The sequence below is a fragment of the Flavobacterium sp. LAR06 genome (genome assembly GCF_041946075.1).
In the GTDB taxonomy this organism is placed as follows: domain Bacteria; phylum Bacteroidota; class Bacteroidia; order Flavobacteriales; family Flavobacteriaceae; genus Flavobacterium.
Map to the genome: position 1 here is coordinate 318,705 of NZ_JAUTYT010000001.1, position 19,125 is coordinate 337,829.

General features: G+C 35.7%; 13 protein-coding genes, 1 tRNA gene and 1 pseudogene. 1 reads left to right on the plus strand and 14 read right to left on the minus strand.

The features are described from left to right. Positions 1 to 424: 424 nt before the first annotated feature. Both Q7C23_RS01410 and Q7C23_RS01415 read right to left on the minus strand, forming a co-directional pair. Complete coding sequence (locus Q7C23_RS01410) at positions 425 to 1,036, minus strand: 50S ribosomal protein L25/general stress protein Ctc (RefSeq protein WP_056206997.1); 612 nt, start codon at positions 1,034 to 1,036, stop codon at positions 425 to 427. Positions 1,037 to 1,156: 120 nt separating this feature from the next. Further along, entirely contained in the window at positions 1,157 to 2,098 is a 942-nt protein-coding gene (locus Q7C23_RS01415) for a ribose-phosphate pyrophosphokinase (protein ID WP_026982505.1), read from the minus strand. A 300-nt stretch (positions 2,099 to 2,398) separates the two neighbouring features. Here Q7C23_RS01415 and Q7C23_RS01420 point away from each other — a divergent pair. After that, positions 2,399 to 2,478: transfer RNA gene (locus Q7C23_RS01420), tRNA-Leu, on the plus strand. 197 nt (positions 2,479 to 2,675) lie between these two features. On the opposite strand, the gene Q7C23_RS01425 is transcribed toward Q7C23_RS01420, so the two are convergent. The 12 genes and pseudogenes from Q7C23_RS01425 to Q7C23_RS01480 all read right to left on the minus strand — a co-directional run bounded on the left by Q7C23_RS01425 (position 2,676) and on the right by Q7C23_RS01480 (position 19,119). Beyond that, positions 2,676 to 3,902, minus strand: a complete 1,227-nt coding sequence (locus Q7C23_RS01425; RefSeq protein WP_375030842.1) for an outer membrane beta-barrel protein — start codon at positions 3,900 to 3,902, stop codon at positions 2,676 to 2,678. Positions 3,903 to 4,025: 123 nt separating this feature from the next. After that, positions 4,026 to 4,495 (minus strand): annotated as a pseudogene (locus Q7C23_RS01430) (OsmC family protein). 87 nt (positions 4,496 to 4,582) lie between these two features. Then, a complete protein-coding gene (locus Q7C23_RS01435; protein WP_375030843.1) occupies positions 4,583 to 5,461 on the minus strand; it encodes an alpha/beta fold hydrolase in 879 nt (292 codons plus the stop codon). A 173-nt stretch (positions 5,462 to 5,634) separates the two neighbouring features. Beyond that, on the minus strand, positions 5,635 to 6,819 hold the full coding sequence (locus Q7C23_RS01440; RefSeq protein WP_375030844.1) for an aldose epimerase family protein: 1,185 nt from the start codon (positions 6,817 to 6,819) through the stop codon (positions 5,635 to 5,637). A 140-nt stretch (positions 6,820 to 6,959) separates the two neighbouring features. Then, complete coding sequence (gene araA, locus Q7C23_RS01445; RefSeq protein ID WP_375030845.1) at positions 6,960 to 8,468, minus strand: L-arabinose isomerase; 1,509 nt, start codon at positions 8,466 to 8,468, stop codon at positions 6,960 to 6,962. Positions 8,469 to 8,559: 91 nt separating this feature from the next. After that, complete coding sequence (locus Q7C23_RS01450) at positions 8,560 to 9,261, minus strand: L-ribulose-5-phosphate 4-epimerase (protein ID WP_026982501.1); 702 nt, start codon at positions 9,259 to 9,261, stop codon at positions 8,560 to 8,562. Beyond that, entirely contained in the window at positions 9,245 to 10,936 is a 1,692-nt protein-coding gene (locus tag Q7C23_RS01455; RefSeq protein ID WP_375030846.1) for a ribulokinase, read from the minus strand. The genes Q7C23_RS01450 and Q7C23_RS01455 overlap by 17 nt, the downstream gene beginning before the upstream one ends. A 167-nt stretch (positions 10,937 to 11,103) precedes the next feature. Further along, positions 11,104 to 13,089, minus strand: a complete 1,986-nt coding sequence (locus Q7C23_RS01460; protein ID WP_375030847.1) for an alpha-L-arabinofuranosidase C-terminal domain-containing protein — start codon at positions 13,087 to 13,089, stop codon at positions 11,104 to 11,106. A 210-nt stretch (positions 13,090 to 13,299) separates the two neighbouring features. After that, complete coding sequence (locus Q7C23_RS01465) at positions 13,300 to 15,285, minus strand: glycoside hydrolase family 127 protein (protein ID WP_375030848.1); 1,986 nt, start codon at positions 15,283 to 15,285, stop codon at positions 13,300 to 13,302. A gap of 13 nt (positions 15,286 to 15,298) precedes the next feature. After that, on the minus strand, positions 15,299 to 16,279 hold the full coding sequence (locus Q7C23_RS01470; RefSeq protein ID WP_375030849.1) for an arabinan endo-1,5-alpha-L-arabinosidase: 981 nt from the start codon (positions 16,277 to 16,279) through the stop codon (positions 15,299 to 15,301). Between the two features lie 119 nt (positions 16,280 to 16,398). Continuing rightward, positions 16,399 to 17,370 carry a glycoside hydrolase family 43 protein gene (locus Q7C23_RS01475; RefSeq protein ID WP_375030850.1) on the minus strand — a complete coding sequence of 324 codons (972 nt, stop codon included), beginning with the start codon at positions 17,368 to 17,370 and terminating at the stop codon, positions 16,399 to 16,401. A 135-nt stretch (positions 17,371 to 17,505) separates the two neighbouring features. Continuing rightward, a complete protein-coding gene (locus Q7C23_RS01480) occupies positions 17,506 to 19,119 on the minus strand; it encodes an arabinan endo-1,5-alpha-L-arabinosidase (RefSeq protein WP_375030851.1) in 1,614 nt (537 codons plus the stop codon). Positions 19,120 to 19,125: the final 6 nt, after the last annotated feature.

Here is a 19,125-nt window from a genome sequence, read left to right on the forward strand (position 1 = left end):
GGGCTTGCGCAAGGTTCACTATTAATAATAACACGGATGACAGGGATTTGAACTGATCGATACAGATTTACTTTGCACCTTTGTCTCTTTGTACTTTGAACCTCTTTCTTATAGAAATGAATCGCTCTTGCTAGCCCTGACAGCAGCGGCATCCTTTTTCTGGCTTCTTTAGCCAGGAAAAGATATAGCTGATGGCAGAAATGTCACGTTTTGAAAAACCTGAAAGTGTCTGCTTTTAAAAAATTAGATAATTAGGAAATGCGTCAATTAGATAATTATTCTTAACCGAAAGGTTTGCTATTGTTTTACATAAAGTTGTTCGCCATGCTTTTAACCTTAGCATCCCAGAACCTTAGCAACTTAGCATCTAAAAAAAAAGCACCAATCTTTCGATTGATGCTTTTTGTATTGAGTTGAAAAAAAATTATTTTTTCTTTCCTTTTGCAGGAGCTTTTGCAGCTTTTGCAGCTTCTTGAGCAGCTTTCATAGCAGCACGAGAAATTCTTACCTGAGCAACAACAGTGTTGTCTGGGTGCATTACTTTGTATTCTGGTTGTCCAACTTTAGTAACATACAATTTGTTACCCATTTCAAGTGGAGTAATGTCAGCTTCAACAAAATCAGGAAGATTTTTAGGTAAAGCTTTAACTTTTAATTTACGAGTGTTTAAACGTAAAACACCACCTGCAAGAACACCTTTAGATGTACCAACGATTTTTACAGGAACTTCCATAGTGATTTCTTTATCATCAAATAATTGGAAGAAGTCAATGTGTAAAATTTTATCAGATACCGGGTGAACCTGAATGTCTTGCAAAATTGCATTGAATGATTTTCCTTTTCCAAGCTCAATCACAACTGTGTGTGCGTTTGGAGTGTAAACCAAGTTTTTGAATGCCGCAGCGTCCGCTGAGAAATGTACTGCCTGATTTCCTCCGTATAACACGCAAGGAACCGCTCCAGCATTACGTAAGGCTTTAGTTGACACTTTGCCCACGCTTTCTCTTTCTGATCCTTTAATTGTAATCGATTTCATTGTAAAAAAAATATAGTTATTAATAAATATTCTAATTTGCTTTAAGCTTAGGCCGTAGGCTTTAGGCTTTTTTTGTAATAGTGAAATAGCTTATGGCTTAAAGCCTAAAGCATATTGCTTTTACATTATGAATTTTCCACTAATGGAATTGTTGTGGTGCACCATGTGCATAACTTCAGCAAAAAGAGGTGCACAACTCACTACTCTAATTTTGTTTGATTCTTTCTTTAATGGGATTGAATCGGTAACTATTAATTCGCTCAATTTTGAGTTTTCAATTTTTTCATAAGCGCCACCTGATAAAATAGCGTGTGTACAAATTGCTCTAACGCTTAATGCTCCTTTTTCGATCATTAAATCTGCCGCTTTCGCTAATGTTCCACCGGTATCGATCATGTCGTCTACTAGTATTACGTTACGACCTTTTACTTCACCAATCAGTTCCATGGTGTCAATAACGTTCGCTGCTTTTCTTTGTTTGTAACAGATCACTACATCTGATTCTAAAAACTTAGAGTAAGCATATGCTCTTTTTGAACCTCCCATGTCTGGTGATGCAATGGTTAAATTTTCTAGATTTAAACTCTGCACGTATGGCAAAAAGATTGTAGATGCAAATAAATGATCTACTGGTTTTTCAAAGAATCCCTGAATTTGATCTGCGTGCAAATCCATTGTCATGATTCTTGTTGCTCCTGCAGCAGTTAGTAAATTAGCTACTAGCTTTGCTCCAATCGGAACTCTTGGTTTGTCTTTTCTATCCTGTCTTGCCCAACCAAAATATGGCATAACAGCTGTAATATGTCTTGCTGATGCGCGTTTTGCTGCATCGATCATTAGTAACAATTCCATCAAATTATCGGCAGATGGAAAAGTTGAACACACGATAAAAACGCGTAATCCTCTTATTGACTCTTCGTAAGATGGTTGAAATTCTCCATCACTATACGTTGACATCGTTACTTTGCCTAACGGAATTCCGTATTGTTCGGCAATCTTTTCTGCAAGATAGACACTTTGTGAACAAGCAAAAATTTTAGCTTCTGGTTCTAGGTGCGACATTATAATTTGTTGTTTTTACTCGCTGCGCTCTGTACAATTCGGCTTAACCTCTTTGGGTAAAACAAAACGTGTATAAATGCCTCGGGTGTAGTTAGTTGTGTGTGCTTCGTTTTAACGAGGTGCAAATTTAGAAAATTTATTGGACACTGAAAGGAAAAATTTAAGTATTTTTAGTAGAACATTTAATTTTATTTTTTACATTTGCACCGTGTTAAAGGAATAAGCACAGTTATGACATCATAATTACTTATTCTATTGCGTTAAAATAACTGATTTATTAGTTATTTTTTCGTCTGCTAAGCCCGGATGGCGGAATTGGTAGACGCGCTGGTCTCAAACACCTGTGGGAAACCGTGCCGGTTCGACTCCGGCTCCGGGTACAAAAACCTCTTCGAAAGAAGAGGTTTTTTTGGTTTTAACTCCTCTTAAACTTAACTCAATAACATCGATTACTTCATTCGTTGCGTAATTAGAAAACCATCATTTTCAAAATTTTTTCGTTTCGATAAATAAAAAAGCAACTGAAGTATTTAAAAAATCACCTCAGTTGCTATGAAAATAAAACGTTTTGATTATACTAAAAAAGAGTATAACCAAATATAAAATCTATCGCATTATACCTAACCGAATAAATTTGGTACTCCATTAATTCTTTTTTGGTATTAAATCTTGCTTCGACTGTAAATTTATTTTTAAAACTATATCCTAAACCAAAAGCAAGATTGGTATCTGAGTGGCTTTCAAAATTTGCTTTACTAATACTTCCCGGAGTCATATTAGTATAGGTTATTTTAGTATTGCCACTTATTTCAAATGAATATAATGCATTTATGAAAATTTTTGAATTTTGATTTAAAAACATATAATGCCTTAAACCAAGTGGCAATTGTATGGAGCTGTAATTTATTTTTACATTATACGGAATCTCAGGATATATAACGCTTTGACTACGAGCTACATAATCTTTTTCATTCGTGTATTTTTGATATGTTGGATTTACAAATAAACTCCATTTATTTTTATTAAAAGGAAATACATATTCTAATTCGGCTCCTATCTTGAAAACCATTTTATTGTCAAAATCAACATTAAAATTTGAATTATTAGTGTTTTTTGCAGATACCGAAACAAGACTTACTCCTGGTGTTACTTTAACAAAAAATAGTTTTTTGCTCGCTTTCGTATCCTTATTTTTATCGGCAACAGGCTGAATGTTATTGTATTTTGTAAAATATTTAATAAGATCAGACTTTTTGTAATTAAGATTTTGACTGTCCTTGTCTGTTATATTTGATGATTTAACATTGTTTGAAAGCTGCGTTATATATCCAGCGCTTTCTCCATTTTTAAGATAACTGACACGTACTAATTCCTCGGTTGCAATTGTTTGTGTAGAATAAAAGAATTTATTATCAGTGGCTTCAGTATAACTATATAAAGTTGCGTCGCCTTCTACTAGGACCTTTAGAAATACTATTGCTTCCTCCCATTTTGGATTTCTGTCTCCGCTAATTTCCTTTTGATCGTCATTTGCACGATCTATTTTCACTTTAAATCTTTTGTATTTGCATTCGCTATCAATGCTAAATTCTTGTGTGGTTTCGATACTTTCGGTTTTAATCTCCGAATCGGCAAGCTGTATTTTATATTTGAAATTTGTTGGAGTATTCATCCAATCTAAATTTCTTATAAAGCATTCCGTTTTTTTTCCATCATTTGAAATAAAATATCCTTTTTCAAATTCAACTTGTGCATTAGTAAAAGTGTAACAAAACAATAAAATAATTAATATTTTTTTTTTCATAAATAGGTTTTGGTTTTTTTGAGTAAAAATAACCAAACGAATGGATATGCAAATAAAAAGCTACATTTTTATACCTAATTTACCTAATTATTTAATGTCTTGTAATACATAAACTTAAATAATTTACATCTTGAAAACCTCACAACTCGCATTATGCAGAACCGCAAAATTGCATGAATTAGCAATAAAACACAGTTTGTTTGCTTTCTTATGAAGTTCAATTGCCAATTCAATTTGATCCGAATTTGAGATTTTTACTTTTGGATTTAATTGAACGGCAACAAAACGCCCGCTTCCATCTGCAGTAACTTCGAGCATTGCTTCGGCATTGTCTGAATATTCTAAAACTTCTATTCCGTTTTGGGAGCACACATATAGATAGGACATCATATGGCACGAAACCAAACTGCTCAACAATAAATCTTCCGGATTATACATTCGGGATCACCTTTGAAAGTTTTTGCTGCCGAAACATTTAAAACAGGTTTTCCTTCAATTATAATTTTATGGCTTTTGCTGTAAAATCTCTTCGTTGAATCTTCCTGAATTTGATCTGAAGTCCATTTTGCTTCTGCTTTAAAAAGATGTTTCATTTTGCTAAGTTAAGATTTTAAAGGTTGCGACAGATTAATCTCGCAAAATCGCGAAGCTGTCAGGAAAATAAAGCTTTAAGTCTGTTTTTATTTACCCCACTTAGTCCAATCCGAATCTGGTCTTTTAAACGGTTCTGATAAAAACTTATTTGCTAATGCATTAAATACTTCCGGACTTGAAGCCGGTGCAAAATGGGTTTCTCCAGGCATAATACATAACTGTGCTTTAGGTATATTTTCGGAAATTTCTACCGTATGCTCATTTCTGATTACGTCTCTATCTCCAGCTATTATAAGCACTTTTGCTTTAATTTTTGATAAATCTTTAGTTGCAATACTAGGTTGATCTACCAAAAGCCCGGCAAGCTGTTTTAGTACATTCCAATTCTCACTAGTGTCTTTCTCTTTAATTTTTAAAGCAACCATTTTTTTCATGTTCTGAACATCTTTTACAGCCCACGAATAAATTGCCGTAGAATCAGGTCTTAAATTTGCCCCCATTGCCACAATTTTCTTTATTTTTGATTTACCTGAAATACCCATTTGCAAACCCACAATTCCTCCATCACTCCATCCAATAATATTTATCGAATCTAGTTTCAATCGATTAACTAATTCCTCTGTATCTTTTGCAATCTGAACGTATGTCAACGAATCCGTTTTCAACTCCGATTTACCTTGACCTCTGCTATCAGCAACGATAACTCTGTATTTACTTTTAAAGTAATCGATCTGATTTCCCATTGATTCAATATTTCCTCCATTTCCATGAATCAATAATAATGGTTCCCCTTTTCCATATTCTTCATAATAGATTTTAGCTCCATTGATTTCAGCAAATTTTCCAACAGCAGTATTTTTACCATAAGGCGTGTCAAATTTAAAATTCATCTGAACCTGAGCATTTCCTATTGCACATAGGAAATAGGTTAATAACAGAAGTAATAATTTAATTGGGTTTTTCATAAGTAAGCGTTTTGTTTTTGATAGTTATCACCCAAATGTAAGAAAAAATTGCACGAATTAACAAGATCGATTTTATACTCATTTGTCTTAATTATTTATAAATAAAAAACCTCGAAAGCATAACTTTCGAGGTTTCTTAGAGAATTACTAAACTAATAAACAAAATCCTAAAACTATTTTTTTACAGAGAATTTAAAAGTAGTTTTAGTTTTATAATTTTCTCCCGGGTTTAAAACCGTTGTTGGGAAATTTTTCTGATTTGGAGAATCAGGATAATGTTCTGTTTCTAAACACAAACCTGTTCTGTGTGCGAAGGTTCCGCCTTTAGGATTTGGTAAAGTTCCGTCAAGGAAGTTTCCAGAGTAAAACTGAATTCCAGGTTCGTCTGTTGTCATTTCCATAACTCTTCCACTTGCTGCGTGATACACTTTTGCAATGATTGTTTTTCCTTTTTCAGGATTGTTCAATACCCAGCAGTGATCGTATCCTTTTCCTCTTTCTAATTGTTCGTTTTTAACGTCGATGTCTTTTCCAATTAATTTTGGAGTTCTGAAATCGAAAGGTGTATTGGCAACATCATCTAATTTTCCTGTCGGAATTAAAGTCGCATCAACCGGAACTAATTTATCTGCATTCAAAGTCAATTCATGATCTAAGATTGTTTTTGTAAAATCTCCTGATAAATTGAAATAAGAATGCTGCGTTAGATTCACAACCGTTTTCTTATCTGTCGTAGCTTCATATAATACTTCTAATTGATTATCATTAGTCAATGTATAAGTCACAAAAACTTTCAGATTTCCGGGATAACCTTCTTCCATATCTTTGCTTAAGTAAGATAATTTTAAAGTTGCCGCATCTCCGGATTTTGCTTCATCTGCTTTCCAAACCACATTAAAATATCCTTGTGGCCCACCGTGCAATGCATTTGGTGCATTGTTTATAGCCAATTGATATTCTTTCTCGTCTAAAGTGAATTTTCCTTTAGCAATTCGGTTTCCGTATCTTCCGATCAAAGCTCCAAAAAATGGATTTTCTTTTTTGTATTGTGCCAAATTATCAAATCCGATTACTACATTTTCAGAAACGCCTTCTTTATTTGGTACTTTTAAATCTGTAATTCTTCCACCAAAAGTGATGATGTCAACTTCCATCCCATTTTGGTTTTTCAGTTTATAACTGTCCACTTTTTCTCCTTTGGCGGTTGTTCCGTAAGAAGATTTTTCAATTGTAACTGTAGCTTTTTCGTCTGACGAAACTGTTGTAGCATCCATTTTTTTATCGCTTTTGCATTGAACTGAAATTGCGGCCAAACTCATAAGGCTTATTCCAAAAATACAACGTTTTAATACATTCATAAATGATAATTTTTTGGTTTGTAAAAAGTTAAATGTTAGAAGTAAAATGTTAGACGTGAAATTTAATCATTTTATAAATGTAAAAATTACCTTTTTAAGTTTTTTCACATTTTACATCTTACAAATTACATTTTACTGGCTTAAAGGCCGTGTTGAAACAAATGAAAATATGCTTCATTTGCATTGATTCTATCTTTAAAGTCTCTTACGGTCGTTTTTTCATCAATTACTAATAATTCGATTCCGGCGATATCAGCAAAATCTTCCATGTATTCAGTTGTGATTGATTGGCTATAAACCGTGTGATGCGCTCCTCCTGCTAAAATCCAGGCCGTTGCAGCAATGTCAAGGTTTGGTTTACAATCCCATAAAACTCTTGCAACCGGTAATTTTGGTAACTCAGCCATTGGTTTAATCGCTGTAACTTCATTCACGATTAAACGGAAACGAGTTCCCATATCTACCAAAGAAACATTGATGGCATCTCCAGCTGGTGAATTAAATACCAAACGAGCCGGATCTTCTTTTCCTCCAATTCCTAAAGGATGCACTTCACAAGAAGGTTTTCCGTCAGCAATTGATGGACAAATTTCCAACATATGAGATCCTAAAACATATGATTTTTGAGGTGTGAAATGGTACGTGTAATCTTCCATGAAAGAAGTTCCTCCTTCAAGACCCACGTTCATTACTTTTAATGCACGAACCATTGCAGCTGTTTTCCAGTCTCCTTCTCCACCAAAACCATAACCATCAGCCATTAATCTTTGTGTTGCAATTCCAGGCAATTGTTTCCAAACACCTAAATTTTCAAACGTATCTGTAAAAGCGCCAAAACCTCCTTCTTCAAGGAAAGCTCTTAACCCTAATTCAATTTTTGCAGCTTCCGCTAATGAACTTCTTTGCGCTCCGCCTTCTTTTAAAGCATCAGTCAAAGTATAAGATTGTTCGTAAACAGCCAATAAATCATTTAATTCTTTGTCTGTAACTTTCTCAATATATTTGGTTACATCTGATGAATCGAATCCGTTCACTGACATTCCGAAACGAATTTGAGCTTCTACTTTATCTCCTTCTGTAACGGCAACTTCACGCATATTGTCTCCAATACGAGCTACTTTTAAGTTTTGAAGTTCATCCCATCCTAAAGCTACTCTTGTCCAGATACCTAATTTTTTCTGAACTCTTTCGTCTTCCCAATGTCCAACAACCACTTTGCGTTTTTTGCGCATTCTTGACATGATAAAACCAAATTCACGATCTCCGTGTGCCGATTGATTCAAATTCATGAAATCCATGTCAATAGTTCCCCACGGAATTTCAGCATTGTATTGTGTATGTAAATGACATAATGGTTTTTTCAAGATACTTAATCCGCCGATCCACATTTTAGCTGGCGAAAAAGTGTGCATCCAGGCAATAATTCCGATACAGTTTTTAGCCGAATTTGCAGCCAAACAAACATCTAAAATTTGAGAAGGCGATTTTACCACATCTTTATAAACCACTTTTACTGGAATATTAGACGCTCCATCTAATCCTTTTGCAATTATTTGAGAATGTTCCGCTACTTTTCTTAAAGTTTCTTCACCGTATAATTCCTGGCTTCCTACTACAAACCATACTTCTTTTTGAGATATATCAATCATTTTGTTTTGTTTATTTTGTTTCAAGTTTCAGGTTTCAAGTTTTGAATTGCTTAAAATCTTTGCTCTTTATTCTTTCTTCTTTTATCTTAAATTATTGTCCGTAATACGAATCTTTTCCGTGCTTGCGGTTGTAATGTTTCTTTATTAGAGAATCTTTTAATCTTGGTGCGTTCGGGTTTATTTGTAAAGTCAAATAGGCCATTTCGGCTACGACTTCTAAAACCTTACTGTTGTACACTGCTTTTGCAGCATTTTTTCCCCAGGCGAATGGACCGTGATTTCCAATCAGAATCATTTCTACTTCTTCGTAAGAAAGATTTTTTTCTTTGAAGCAATCCAAAATCTGAATTCCGGTATTGTGTTCGTAGTTACCTTCGATTAGCGAATCTGCCATTGGAGGCGCGCAAGGAATATCGGCGGTTAAATGGTCTGCGTGTGTTGTTCCAAAAATTGGAATATCCTGTTGCGACTGTGCCCAGGCAACCGAATAAGTCGCATGTGTATGCGCAACACCACCAATATTTGGCCAGTTTTTATATAAGTAAGCGTGTGTTTTTGTATCTGATGACGGACGCATGGTTCCTTCAATAACGTTGTTGTCAAAATCGACGATAACAATATCTTCCGGTTTTAAATCTTCATAAGGAACGCCGCTTGGTTTGATGGCAAAAACACCGTTTTTTCTGTCCACCGCACTTACATTTCCAAAAGTGTATACTACCAAATTCAATGCATTTAACTGCATGTTGGCTTCGTAGCATTCTTGCTTTAAATCTTTATAAAGAGAACTCATGTTTTGCTGTTTTTATAGTTGGATCTTCAAAAGCACTTAATTGATCGTAAGCGATTAACAATTTGTTATACGCTGCTACTTTGTCTAATTGAGGGAAATATTCTCCATCAAAATCACTTCCGATTTTTTGGCTTGCTTCAATTACGTTTGGATAAATTCCGGCTGCAACTGCTGCATAAATCGCTGCTCCTAAAGCAGGAGTCTGATCTGATGCTGCAATTTTGATTGGCTTGTTTAAAACGTTAGCCAAAGTCTGCATGATAAAAGGAGATTTACGGGCAACGCCTCCAATTCCGATAACGCTATCAATTTTTACTCCCTCTTCTTCAAAACGATCCACGATTTTTTTCGCTCCAAAACAAATTGCGTTTACTAAAGCTTTGAAAATATGTGGTGCTTTTGTTCCTAAAGATAAATTGGATATCGCGCTTTTTACTTCCTGATTAGCATCTGGCGTTCTTCTTCCGTTGATCCAGTCTAAAGCAATTGGAAGACTTTCTGAAACTGGAATTTTCTCTGCTTCTTTAGTTAATTCCACGATTAATTTATCGCTGAATTCTTCTTTTAATTGTTCTTTTTGAGCCTCATTTAAAACTGTTGAAGAAGTCAATAAATGTTCTGTCGGCCACATTAATAATTCTTTGTACCAGGCCAATAAATCTCCAAAAGCAGATTGTCCTGCTTCAAGACCAATAAAGCCTGGAATTACAGATCCATCAACCTGCCCGCAGATGCCGCGAACGGTTTTTGTTCCCACTTCATCATAAGAACCCACCAAAATATCACAAGTTGAAGTTCCCATAACACGAACTAAAGTGTTTTCTCCAATTTTTGCTCCAACCGCTCCAGAATGTGCGTCGAATGTTCCAACAGCAATTACTGTGTCTGTAGAAAGTCCTAAACGGTCTGCCCATTCTTTGCTTAAATTTCCGGCTACTAAATCTGAGGTATAGGTTTCATCATATAAATTACCACGAAGTTGCGCTAAATACGGATGTAGTTTTTCTAAGAATTCAGCTGGTGGAAGTCCGTTCCAGTCTGCATGCCACATAGCTTTGTGACCCGCAGCGCAACGGCTTCTTTTGAAGGTTTTTAAATCTTTATCTTCGATTAATAAATACGTCATTAAATCGCAGTGCTCCATCCAGGTATGCGCTGCATTTCGAACCGCTTCATCTTCTCTGGCGATGTGCAGAATTTTTGCCCAAAACCATTCAGATGAATAAATTCCACCTACATATTTTGTTACGTTTTCTCCGCCCCAGCTTACTGCCAGTTCATTGATTTCGTTTGCTTCGTTGATTGAAGTATGGTCTTTCCACAACACCATCATAGCGTTTGGATTTTCTTCAAAACCTTTTGTCAAAGCCAACGGAATCCCTTCTTTTGTAACCGGCACTGGAGAAGATCCGGTTGTATCAATACAAATTCCACGCACTTGCGAAGGATCTACTTTACTTTCTTTTATAACGGTTTGAATCGTAATTTCTAAACCTTCAATATGATCTAAAGGATGCTGACGAAACTGATTTATCGACGCGTCACAATATTGTTTGTTTTTCCATCTTTTGTAATGAGAAACATTTGATGCCAATTCCTGCCCATTTTCAGTATCTATTAGCACCGCTCGAACAGAATCTGTTCCGTAGTCCAATCCTATAACGTAATTTTTCATTCGAAATTCATTTTTAATAATGACAAATATAATTATAATTCATTTATAAGTGTACAATAAACACTTAATAAAAACAGGCACTTGAATTTTTACAAATAATGCATCAAAACAAGGATTTAAGGTCAAAACAAAAAATAAACGTAGCTTTTACATTTATTCTGTTGCGATTATTTCATCTTAATTTTCAAAACAGTAACAGAGTAAGCCGGAAAATAGTATTGAACTTTGCTTCCGCTTACTTTAAATTCGCTTTCTTTCGGGCTAATTTTAGTCGGAGCATCAAAAGAATTCTCATCATTTATTCCGTCTCCTTTTAAAGTTATTGCTGTTCCTTTTGTATCCAATTTTGCTCCTTTTACATCAATTGAAACATTTTGAGTTGCTGCAGAAGTGTTCACAATTTTCAGAATTACTTCTTTGGAATTCACATCTTTTACTGCCGATGCAAACAAATCGTTTTGACCCGTAACTGCTTTTCCGTCTTTTGTAATGTTGATTAAATCGGTTCCTTTATTGTTAGAAAACAATTTCTGAACATAATAATTTGGCGTTCCGTAAGACTGTAAATTGTTGAACCAAATCATATCCGGTGTCCATTGCCAGCCTTCTACGTGAGCCAATAATGGCGCATAAGAAGTCAGGTGAACAACCTCAGCATTACGCTCCATTCCGGTCATAAATGCCGCTTCAGAAAAAGCACATTCCCAGTTGTTTTTATTATCCGGACTTGCGATTGCTACACTTTGTGCTGCATATTCTCCTGCAAAAATCTTCGGTCCTTTACGGTCGTAATTATCGTAACGGGTTACATTTTTACGGAACCATGCCGGATCTTTATAATAATGTTCGTCAACGATTTCTGCGTTCAGTTTTTTAAGTTCTTTCATGCCGTAATCAAAATAATCTCCGTCAGGAAATGGTCCTGTTCCGGATACAATCGTAATGTTTGGATATTTTGCTTTAATGGCTTTTTGAAATACTTTGAAACGTTCAATATAATCTGGTCCCCATTGCTCATTTCCAACTCCAATGAATTTTAAATTAAATGGTTTTGGATGGCCCATATCGGCTCTAACTTTTCCCCAAGCGGTATTTAAATCTCCGTTTGCAAATTCAATTAGATCTAAAGCGTCTTGTACATAAGGATCAATTTGATCCATCGGAACCAATTCTCCTGTGTTGAATTGACAAGCCATTCCACAGCTTAAAATTGGCAATGGAGAAGCTCCAATATCCTCAGAAAGTTGAAAATATTCAAAGAATCCTAAACCAAAACTCTGGAAATAGTCTGGAGCCGGACGATGTGCAAATTCCATGTTCCAACGGTTTACAGCAGTTTCTCTATCTTCGACTTTTCCAACTGATTTTTTCCATTGGTAGCGTTCTGCCAAAGTTCTTCCTTCTACAATACAGCCGCCTGGAAAACGTAGAAATCCTGGTTTCAAATCGTATAATAATTGTACTAAATCAGCACGCATGCCATTTTTTCTTCCTTTCCAAGTATCTTCTGGAAACAATGAAATATTATCCAAATCGATAACTCCACTTCCTTCAAAAGTAATTTTCAGCTTTGCTTTAGCTTCTGTAGCAATTGATGTTAGTTGTGTGGAATAATTAGTCCAGTCTTTTGAAGTTGGAACAATCGAAGTTTCGCCTAAAACTTTATTATCTTTATCTATAAATTGAAACTTGATCTTGGTAATGTTTCCTGATAATTTTGAAGCTTTTAAAGACAGATTGTATTTGAGGTCTTTTTTAATTCCCATTCCTCTAAAACCTTCATTGATCAATTCATAACCGCCGGCATCATTAAGCGTAACTCTGCAATAATTATGATTGGTTCCTTGGTTTGAATACTGAACTACAGTGGCAATTCCGGATTGCTGATTTAATTTATGACGATCGCTGTTGGGTTCTTGCCAGCCCATCATTGGAAACAGAAATTCGAACGATCTGTTTTTAATCATTTCGGCATACAAACCTCCATCAGCAGCAAAATTGATATCTTCAAAAAATACTCCGTACATCGTCGGTTCAATTTTGGTTACTGTTTTGGCAGCATCAACCTGAAAATTATTTTTTTGTGCCGATGCATAAAAGCCGTTCAGCAATAAACCGCAAAGGGTAATTTTGGTAATTAAATTGGACTTCATTTTTTTATAATTAATGTGTTTTTATGGCACGCGCATTACACTGATTCACTAAAGTGAAAACGCGGATAAAAACGGATTTTTATTTGTTTTTTTGAATATTTTTTCACGCAGATTTGAGCAGATTTCTACAATCTTTTTAATCCTTTAATCTGTGGCATTTTCTTGATTCTTTCTTCTTGATTCTTTCTTCTTGGCTCTATTTTCTTTACTCTATTCTCTATAATCCAACCAAACTTTCATTTTTCCAACACCTCTATTTGACCAGCTGTAATATGGAATTGCTTTGAATTTTGAATTCTCAATTACATTTACGCCTTGCAATAAATTGGTTTCTTTTTTTACTTGGAAAATATCTCCGGCTGCTACATTTATTTTATCGAAATTGGTTTTGTTGTCAATTTCTTCGACTGCGTAAACAATTGGTCCATATTCTAATGAAACTTTGTTTTTGTTGGTTTCTACTTTTGAATTGGTTTCTACTTCCTGAACTTCCATTGGGAAATTAAGATTGATTTTATCTCCTTTTTTCCAATTTCTAGTCACAACGAAATAACCCTCTTGTGGCTGAATCGCCAATGTTTCGCCATTCACATTAATAGAAGCTTTTTGAGTTGATGCTTTTTTATAAGAATATAAATCGCCAGACAAAACTTCATTTCTTGCCCAGCCCGGAACACGAAGTTTAATCGTGAACTGACTTTCTTTTTTCGGGTTAACCGAAAGGACTACTTTTCCATTCCAAGGATATCCGGTTTGCTGAGAAATCTGCAAATCGGTTTTTCCAACTTTGAAAGAAGCATTATTTGAAGCGTATAAATTCACATACAAAACATCATTTGATTTAGAGTAAATCAATCCTGGAATTGAAGGTATAAAACGAATTAAATTCGTCGGACAGCAAGAACAGTCAAACCAAGCCTGTCGGGTACAAGAACCTCTGTTTGATTTGAAAACACCATCAGCCTCTAAGGCATTCGGGTAGAAAAATTGTTTTCCGTCTAATGAAATTCCGGAGATTAATCCGTTGTACATTGTTCTTTCGATTACATCAAAATATTTCGAATTTCCAGATAAATTATGCAATCTGTGATTCCAATACACATCTCCAATTGCGGCGCAGGTTTCGTTGTAAGCAGCCAGATTTGGTAATTCGTAATTCGCTCCAAAAGCTTCTCCGTCATGTCTTGATCCGATACCGCCCGTGATGTACATTTTCTTGTTGACCATATTATTCCATAAATTATTTATGGCGTCGGTATAGCCTTTGTCTTTTGTCATAGCAGCAACATCGGTCATTCCAGCGTACATATAAACCGCTCTTACGGCATGGCCTACCACTTCATTTTGCTGTACCACCGGAATATGATCCTGTGCATATTCTCCGTATAATTTATGATTGTTTGGATTACCGCGATTGTCTAAATAGTATTTCGCCAGTTTTAAATAATCTTCTTTTCCGGTAATTTGATATAATTTGATCAAACCTGTCTCTACAATTTGATGCCCCGGAACACCTTTTACCTGACCAGGGCCATCTCCAAACGTTTTTACTAATAAATCGGCATTTTTGATGGCGATGTCAAGGAAATTTCTTTTTCCTGTAGCTTCATAATGTACGACAGCAGCTTCTATTAAATGTCCCGAATTGTAACATTCGTGACTAATTTGTAACGATTCCCAACGTTTTCCTTCAATAACCGGAACCCAGGTACATGGCGGTTTTGCTGGATTTATGGTTCTCCAGGTTGTTAAGTATCCGTCTTTTTCCTGACCAATTTTTACAATGGCAATCAACGAATCTAAAACACGTTCTAATTTTGGATTTGGCGCGCTGATCAATGTATTCGAAGCGCCTTCAATAATTTTGTAAACATCTGTATCATCAAAAGGCATTTCGCCTCTTACTGTTCCTGTTTTTTGTTTTCCTGCGATTAAAAAATTTTCAAAACGACCTTCTTCATTGCATTTCTGAATGGCATAAGCAATTGTAATTTCCTGTACTCTTTTGATAATTGGCAGCCAGAAAGAATCCGATAATTTTACATTTTGAATGTTTACCGGCTCAATTTGATAACCCGCTTTTAAAACCGAAGTTTTATCACTTGGCTGCACAACATTGTTTTTGGTTTCTTTACAGGAAATCAAAATCAGCAGTGAAATGAAAATCGCTATTATCGGAAAATTATATTTTTTCATTGTATTGAATATTCTATTTTAAAACGGGCCATAAATCGGCATCCCAAAGCATTTCTCTAACAACTAATCTTGGTGTTCCGTTGGTTTTCTTTTCGTAAGCGTGGTAAAAAATATAATCTTTGCCATCAAACGTATAAGCGCTGTTGTGCCCTACGCCAAAGTAATTCTCGTCGCCGTGCACTACTAAACTTCCTCCGCCTTCATTTAATGGTTTTCCGTCTTTATCCACATAAGGTCCGGTTACATTTTTTGATCTTCCAACCACAACTTTATAAGTGCTTTTTTCTCCGCGACAGCATAAATCCCAAGAAAGAAATTGATAGTAATAACCGTTTTTCTTAAAGATGAATGGAGCTTCTAATGCACCATCTCCCGGATCAGAATCTGGCAATTCAAAAGTTCTTTTGCGTTTCGAAATTGTGTGCCATTCCTGAGGCTGTGCAATCGATTTTAAATCCGGATTTAATTTTACCAATTTTAATCCTTCCCAAAATGAACCAAAGGATAACCATGGTATATTGTTTTCGTCAAAAATTAAATTCGGATCTATGGCATTCCACATATCGCGGTTGGGCTGTGATTGAATAACGATTCCCTGGTCAACCCATTTGTAGTTTTTATCTTTTGGATCTAATGTTGTATTTGTCGCAACACCAATTGCCGATGTATTTTTGGCAAAAGCCGAAACGGAATAATACAGATAGTAAGTATTGTTATGAAACGAAATATCCGGTGCCCAAATATGGTTTTTGAAATCGGCAGCAACGCCATCTGCCCAAACTGGTTTTTCTGGAAAAACGGGAGACTGCTTATCCCATTTTTTTAAATCTTTGGAACTAAAAACACTAATTCCGTTGCCTGTACAATACAAATAATAAGTGTCTTTTTGTTTGATGACTACCGGATCGTGCACGACAATTTCCTGCGCAAACGAAGCTGAAGCTATCAACACCATTAAAAGAGAAAGTGCATATTTTATGTTTTTGTAAACCATATAAGTTATGTAATAAATTTAAGTTTGAACTCTGACTGTAACACTTTAATAGGTCATATAAACAGTTTTTGTAATAAAGTTCAGAACTGATCACTAAAAAACTGAATACTGAACACTAACTACTGAATTCCTTCAGAAGTCATAACCACACGTTTCATAGTTCCATCTTTGTTATAATATAATTTATCAACGCAGACTGATCTTCTGAAACTTCCTCCGTCTGGTTGCGTTGCGCCGTTGTGATAAATAAAATACGATTGTCCTTTAAAATCAATTATGGACTGATGATTGGTGTTACTGTTTCCTGCGATTTCATTCAGAATTCCTTTGAATTCCCACGGGCCTGTAATTGACTTGCTCATGGCGTAAGCGATTTTCTCCGGAAATTCATAAGCATACGATAAATAATACCAGTTTTTATGTTTGTGAATCCAGGGTGCTTCTGTAAAATGTAACAACTCTTTTACATGATGAATCGGCCCATCTAATTCGATCATATTGTTTTTTAATTTGGCATAATGGCAGGCTGTATTTCCCCAGAATAAATAGGCTTGTCCATCTGTGTCTATGTAAACTGTCGGATCGATATCATCCCAGCTTATATCGCTGAATTTGGTCATATCGTTTGTGATCAAGGCTTTTCCCAAAGCATCTTTAAATGGTCCTGTGGGACTGTCAGAAACTGCAATTCCAATAGCTTTTCCATTTACGGAACCATGCTCAACCGTTACATACCAATAAAATTTTCCGTTTCTTTCAATTACCTGCGAAGCCCAGGCATCTCCTTTTGCCCAGGCAAAATCAGTTGTTTTTAAAGGTACCGGATGTGATTCCCATTTTTTCATATCTGAAGAAGAATACACAACCCATTCGTTCATTTTATAAAAATGAAAATCTTTTGGCGCTTCGTCATGACCTGCGTATAAATACACTTTATCCTTGTAAACCAATGCTGCAGGATCTCCTGTATATTGATCTTTAATAATTGGATTATTGAATTTTGCAGGATCAATTTGAGTTGATTGCGCAACTGCTGTTTTGCCGGATGCAATCAAAACTAAAAGTGAAAGGCTTGTGATTAGGTTTTTCATTATGTTTTTATTTTGACGATATAATGCAACGAAAATCTATTTAATACATTCTTTTATTAGTACGGAATATTTTTTCACGCAGATTTTGCAGATTTAATTTTAATCTTTTTAATCCTTTAATCTCTTGCTACTATTTTAATTCACTTTCTTACCCCAAACTGGTAATCCTGCAGCTGTTAAACCAGCATAACTCAAGGTTACTTTTCGCGTTGCTGATTCCCAATCCCAGGCATCCGTTACGTTGCATTTTACCCCATTTACGGTTAAGATTTTTTTGGCGCTATTATACGACCAGGTTCCAGTTGCATCACCGCTTACTTTTTTATCAGCAGTTAAATAAATTGTTCCTGATTTTTGCATCGTTTTATATTGATAATTCATCGTAATCTGTTCCCAGGCACCTACAAAGCTTCCTTCAGAAATAGTCGTTGTGGGCACTCCCGCATAACGTTCTGCCTCTACAACCGGCCAGCCATCTTCTGTCCATTCGATACCGCGAACATGCCCCATCATAACGGCGTTTGAAACGGCAATTCCGGGAACCCCTTCCGGTAAACGGGCTTGCGAAGCATAAAACCATTTTTTTGTATCCGGATTTTGAAAAACAGCACAGTGCGCAAAACCAACCCAGCCTGTATGATTTTTAAATTGATATGGATGCGTTAACATTGGAAAACATTCTGCTCCGCTTGTAATACTCATCCCAGTACTGGTAAGGTATGGTCCTAAAATGCTTTTTGAACGTGCAACACGGGTGTTATATGCTACTGATAATTCGTCATAAGCCAGAAATAAATAGTAATATTGAGTTTCCGGATTATACATTATTTCCGGTCCTTCAAGTGCTTGCCAACGATTTGAATTAACATTTCCGCGACCGGCAATTCGTACTCCGTAATCATCAATTGTTTTTAATTTATCTGGTTTTCCAGTTGTCGAATTCAATTTTAGAGCTGCAATTCCGGAATGCCAGGAACCGTAAATTAAATATTGTTCACCTTCGGGAGTCTGAATGAAACTTGGATCGATAGCGTTGAATTTGAAATAAGCATCCCAGTCATTTCCTCCATTTCTAACGTAACTTTTTACGCCATCTGGTTCAGAACAAACAACCATTCCTTTATCAACCCAGTTATTCGATGCCAAATCATCTGTTTCAGCCAGACCAATAAAAGCACGTTCTGACCAGGAAGTATTCGTATCTGTTCCCACAATTGGATTCGTTACAACGATACTGTAATACATTCTGAATTTGTTCCCCACTTTACGGACGCATGGCGCCCAATATCCATAATTTGGATTTTCTATTGGAGGCAAAGCCGGAGACATTCTTGCTCTTTTATTGTTCAAAGAATCTTTTACCCAAGCCGGAGCCTGCGTCATTGAAGATCCCATGAATTCCCAATTGATTAAATCTTTAGATCTTCTGTAGAAAAAATGTCCATTGCCTTCGTGTGCATTTCCATAAGAAGCATCGGTTTGATACATATAATAATATTCACCCGATTTTTCTACAGATGGATCGTGCACGTTAGCCAAATTCCATTGCTTTCTGCTGCCCCAACTTGAGATTGAAGTATAATTATCAGCATAAGTTGGCCCTGGAAAAGCTGGTGTAACAACCGGAGGATCAACTACCGGACCCGGATCTGGGGTTACAGATGTATCTGGATCACTGGAACAGCTGACAAATGCAATTGACAACAGACCGATGTAGGCAATTTTTAAAATGGAATTGGATTTTTTCATTTTTTC

What these genes read in the sequence shown, in the direction of transcription:
- Q7C23_RS01410 (WP_056206997.1), bottom strand. Translation starts at nt 1,036, where the DNA reads ATGAAATCGATTACAATTAAAGGATCAGAAAGAGAAAGCGTGGGCAAA.
- Q7C23_RS01415 (WP_026982505.1), bottom strand. Translation starts at nt 2,098, where the DNA reads ATGTCGCACCTAGAACCAGAAGCTAAAATTTTTGCTTGTTCACAAAGT.
- Q7C23_RS01425 (WP_375030842.1), bottom strand. Translation starts at nt 3,902, where the DNA reads ATGAAAAAAAAAATATTAATTATTTTATTGTTTTGTTACACTTTTACT.
- Q7C23_RS01435 (WP_375030843.1), bottom strand. Translation starts at nt 5,461, where the DNA reads ATGAAAAACCCAATTAAATTATTACTTCTGTTATTAACCTATTTCCTA.
- Q7C23_RS01440 (WP_375030844.1), bottom strand. Translation starts at nt 6,819, where the DNA reads ATGAATGTATTAAAACGTTGTATTTTTGGAATAAGCCTTATGAGTTTG.
- araA (WP_375030845.1), bottom strand. Translation starts at nt 8,468, where the DNA reads ATGATTGATATATCTCAAAAAGAAGTATGGTTTGTAGTAGGAAGCCAG.
- Q7C23_RS01450 (WP_026982501.1), bottom strand. Translation starts at nt 9,261, where the DNA reads ATGAGTTCTCTTTATAAAGATTTAAAGCAAGAATGCTACGAAGCCAAC.
- Q7C23_RS01455 (WP_375030846.1), bottom strand. Translation starts at nt 10,936, where the DNA reads ATGAAAAATTACGTTATAGGATTGGACTACGGAACAGATTCTGTTCGA.
- Q7C23_RS01460 (WP_375030847.1), bottom strand. Translation starts at nt 13,089, where the DNA reads ATGAAGTCCAATTTAATTACCAAAATTACCCTTTGCGGTTTATTGCTG.
- Q7C23_RS01465 (WP_375030848.1), bottom strand. Translation starts at nt 15,285, where the DNA reads ATGAAAAAATATAATTTTCCGATAATAGCGATTTTCATTTCACTGCTG.
- Q7C23_RS01470 (WP_375030849.1), bottom strand. Translation starts at nt 16,279, where the DNA reads ATGGTTTACAAAAACATAAAATATGCACTTTCTCTTTTAATGGTGTTG.
- Q7C23_RS01475 (WP_375030850.1), bottom strand. Translation starts at nt 17,370, where the DNA reads ATGAAAAACCTAATCACAAGCCTTTCACTTTTAGTTTTGATTGCATCC.
- Q7C23_RS01480 (WP_375030851.1), bottom strand. Translation starts at nt 19,119, where the DNA reads ATGAAAAAATCCAATTCCATTTTAAAAATTGCCTACATCGGTCTGTTG.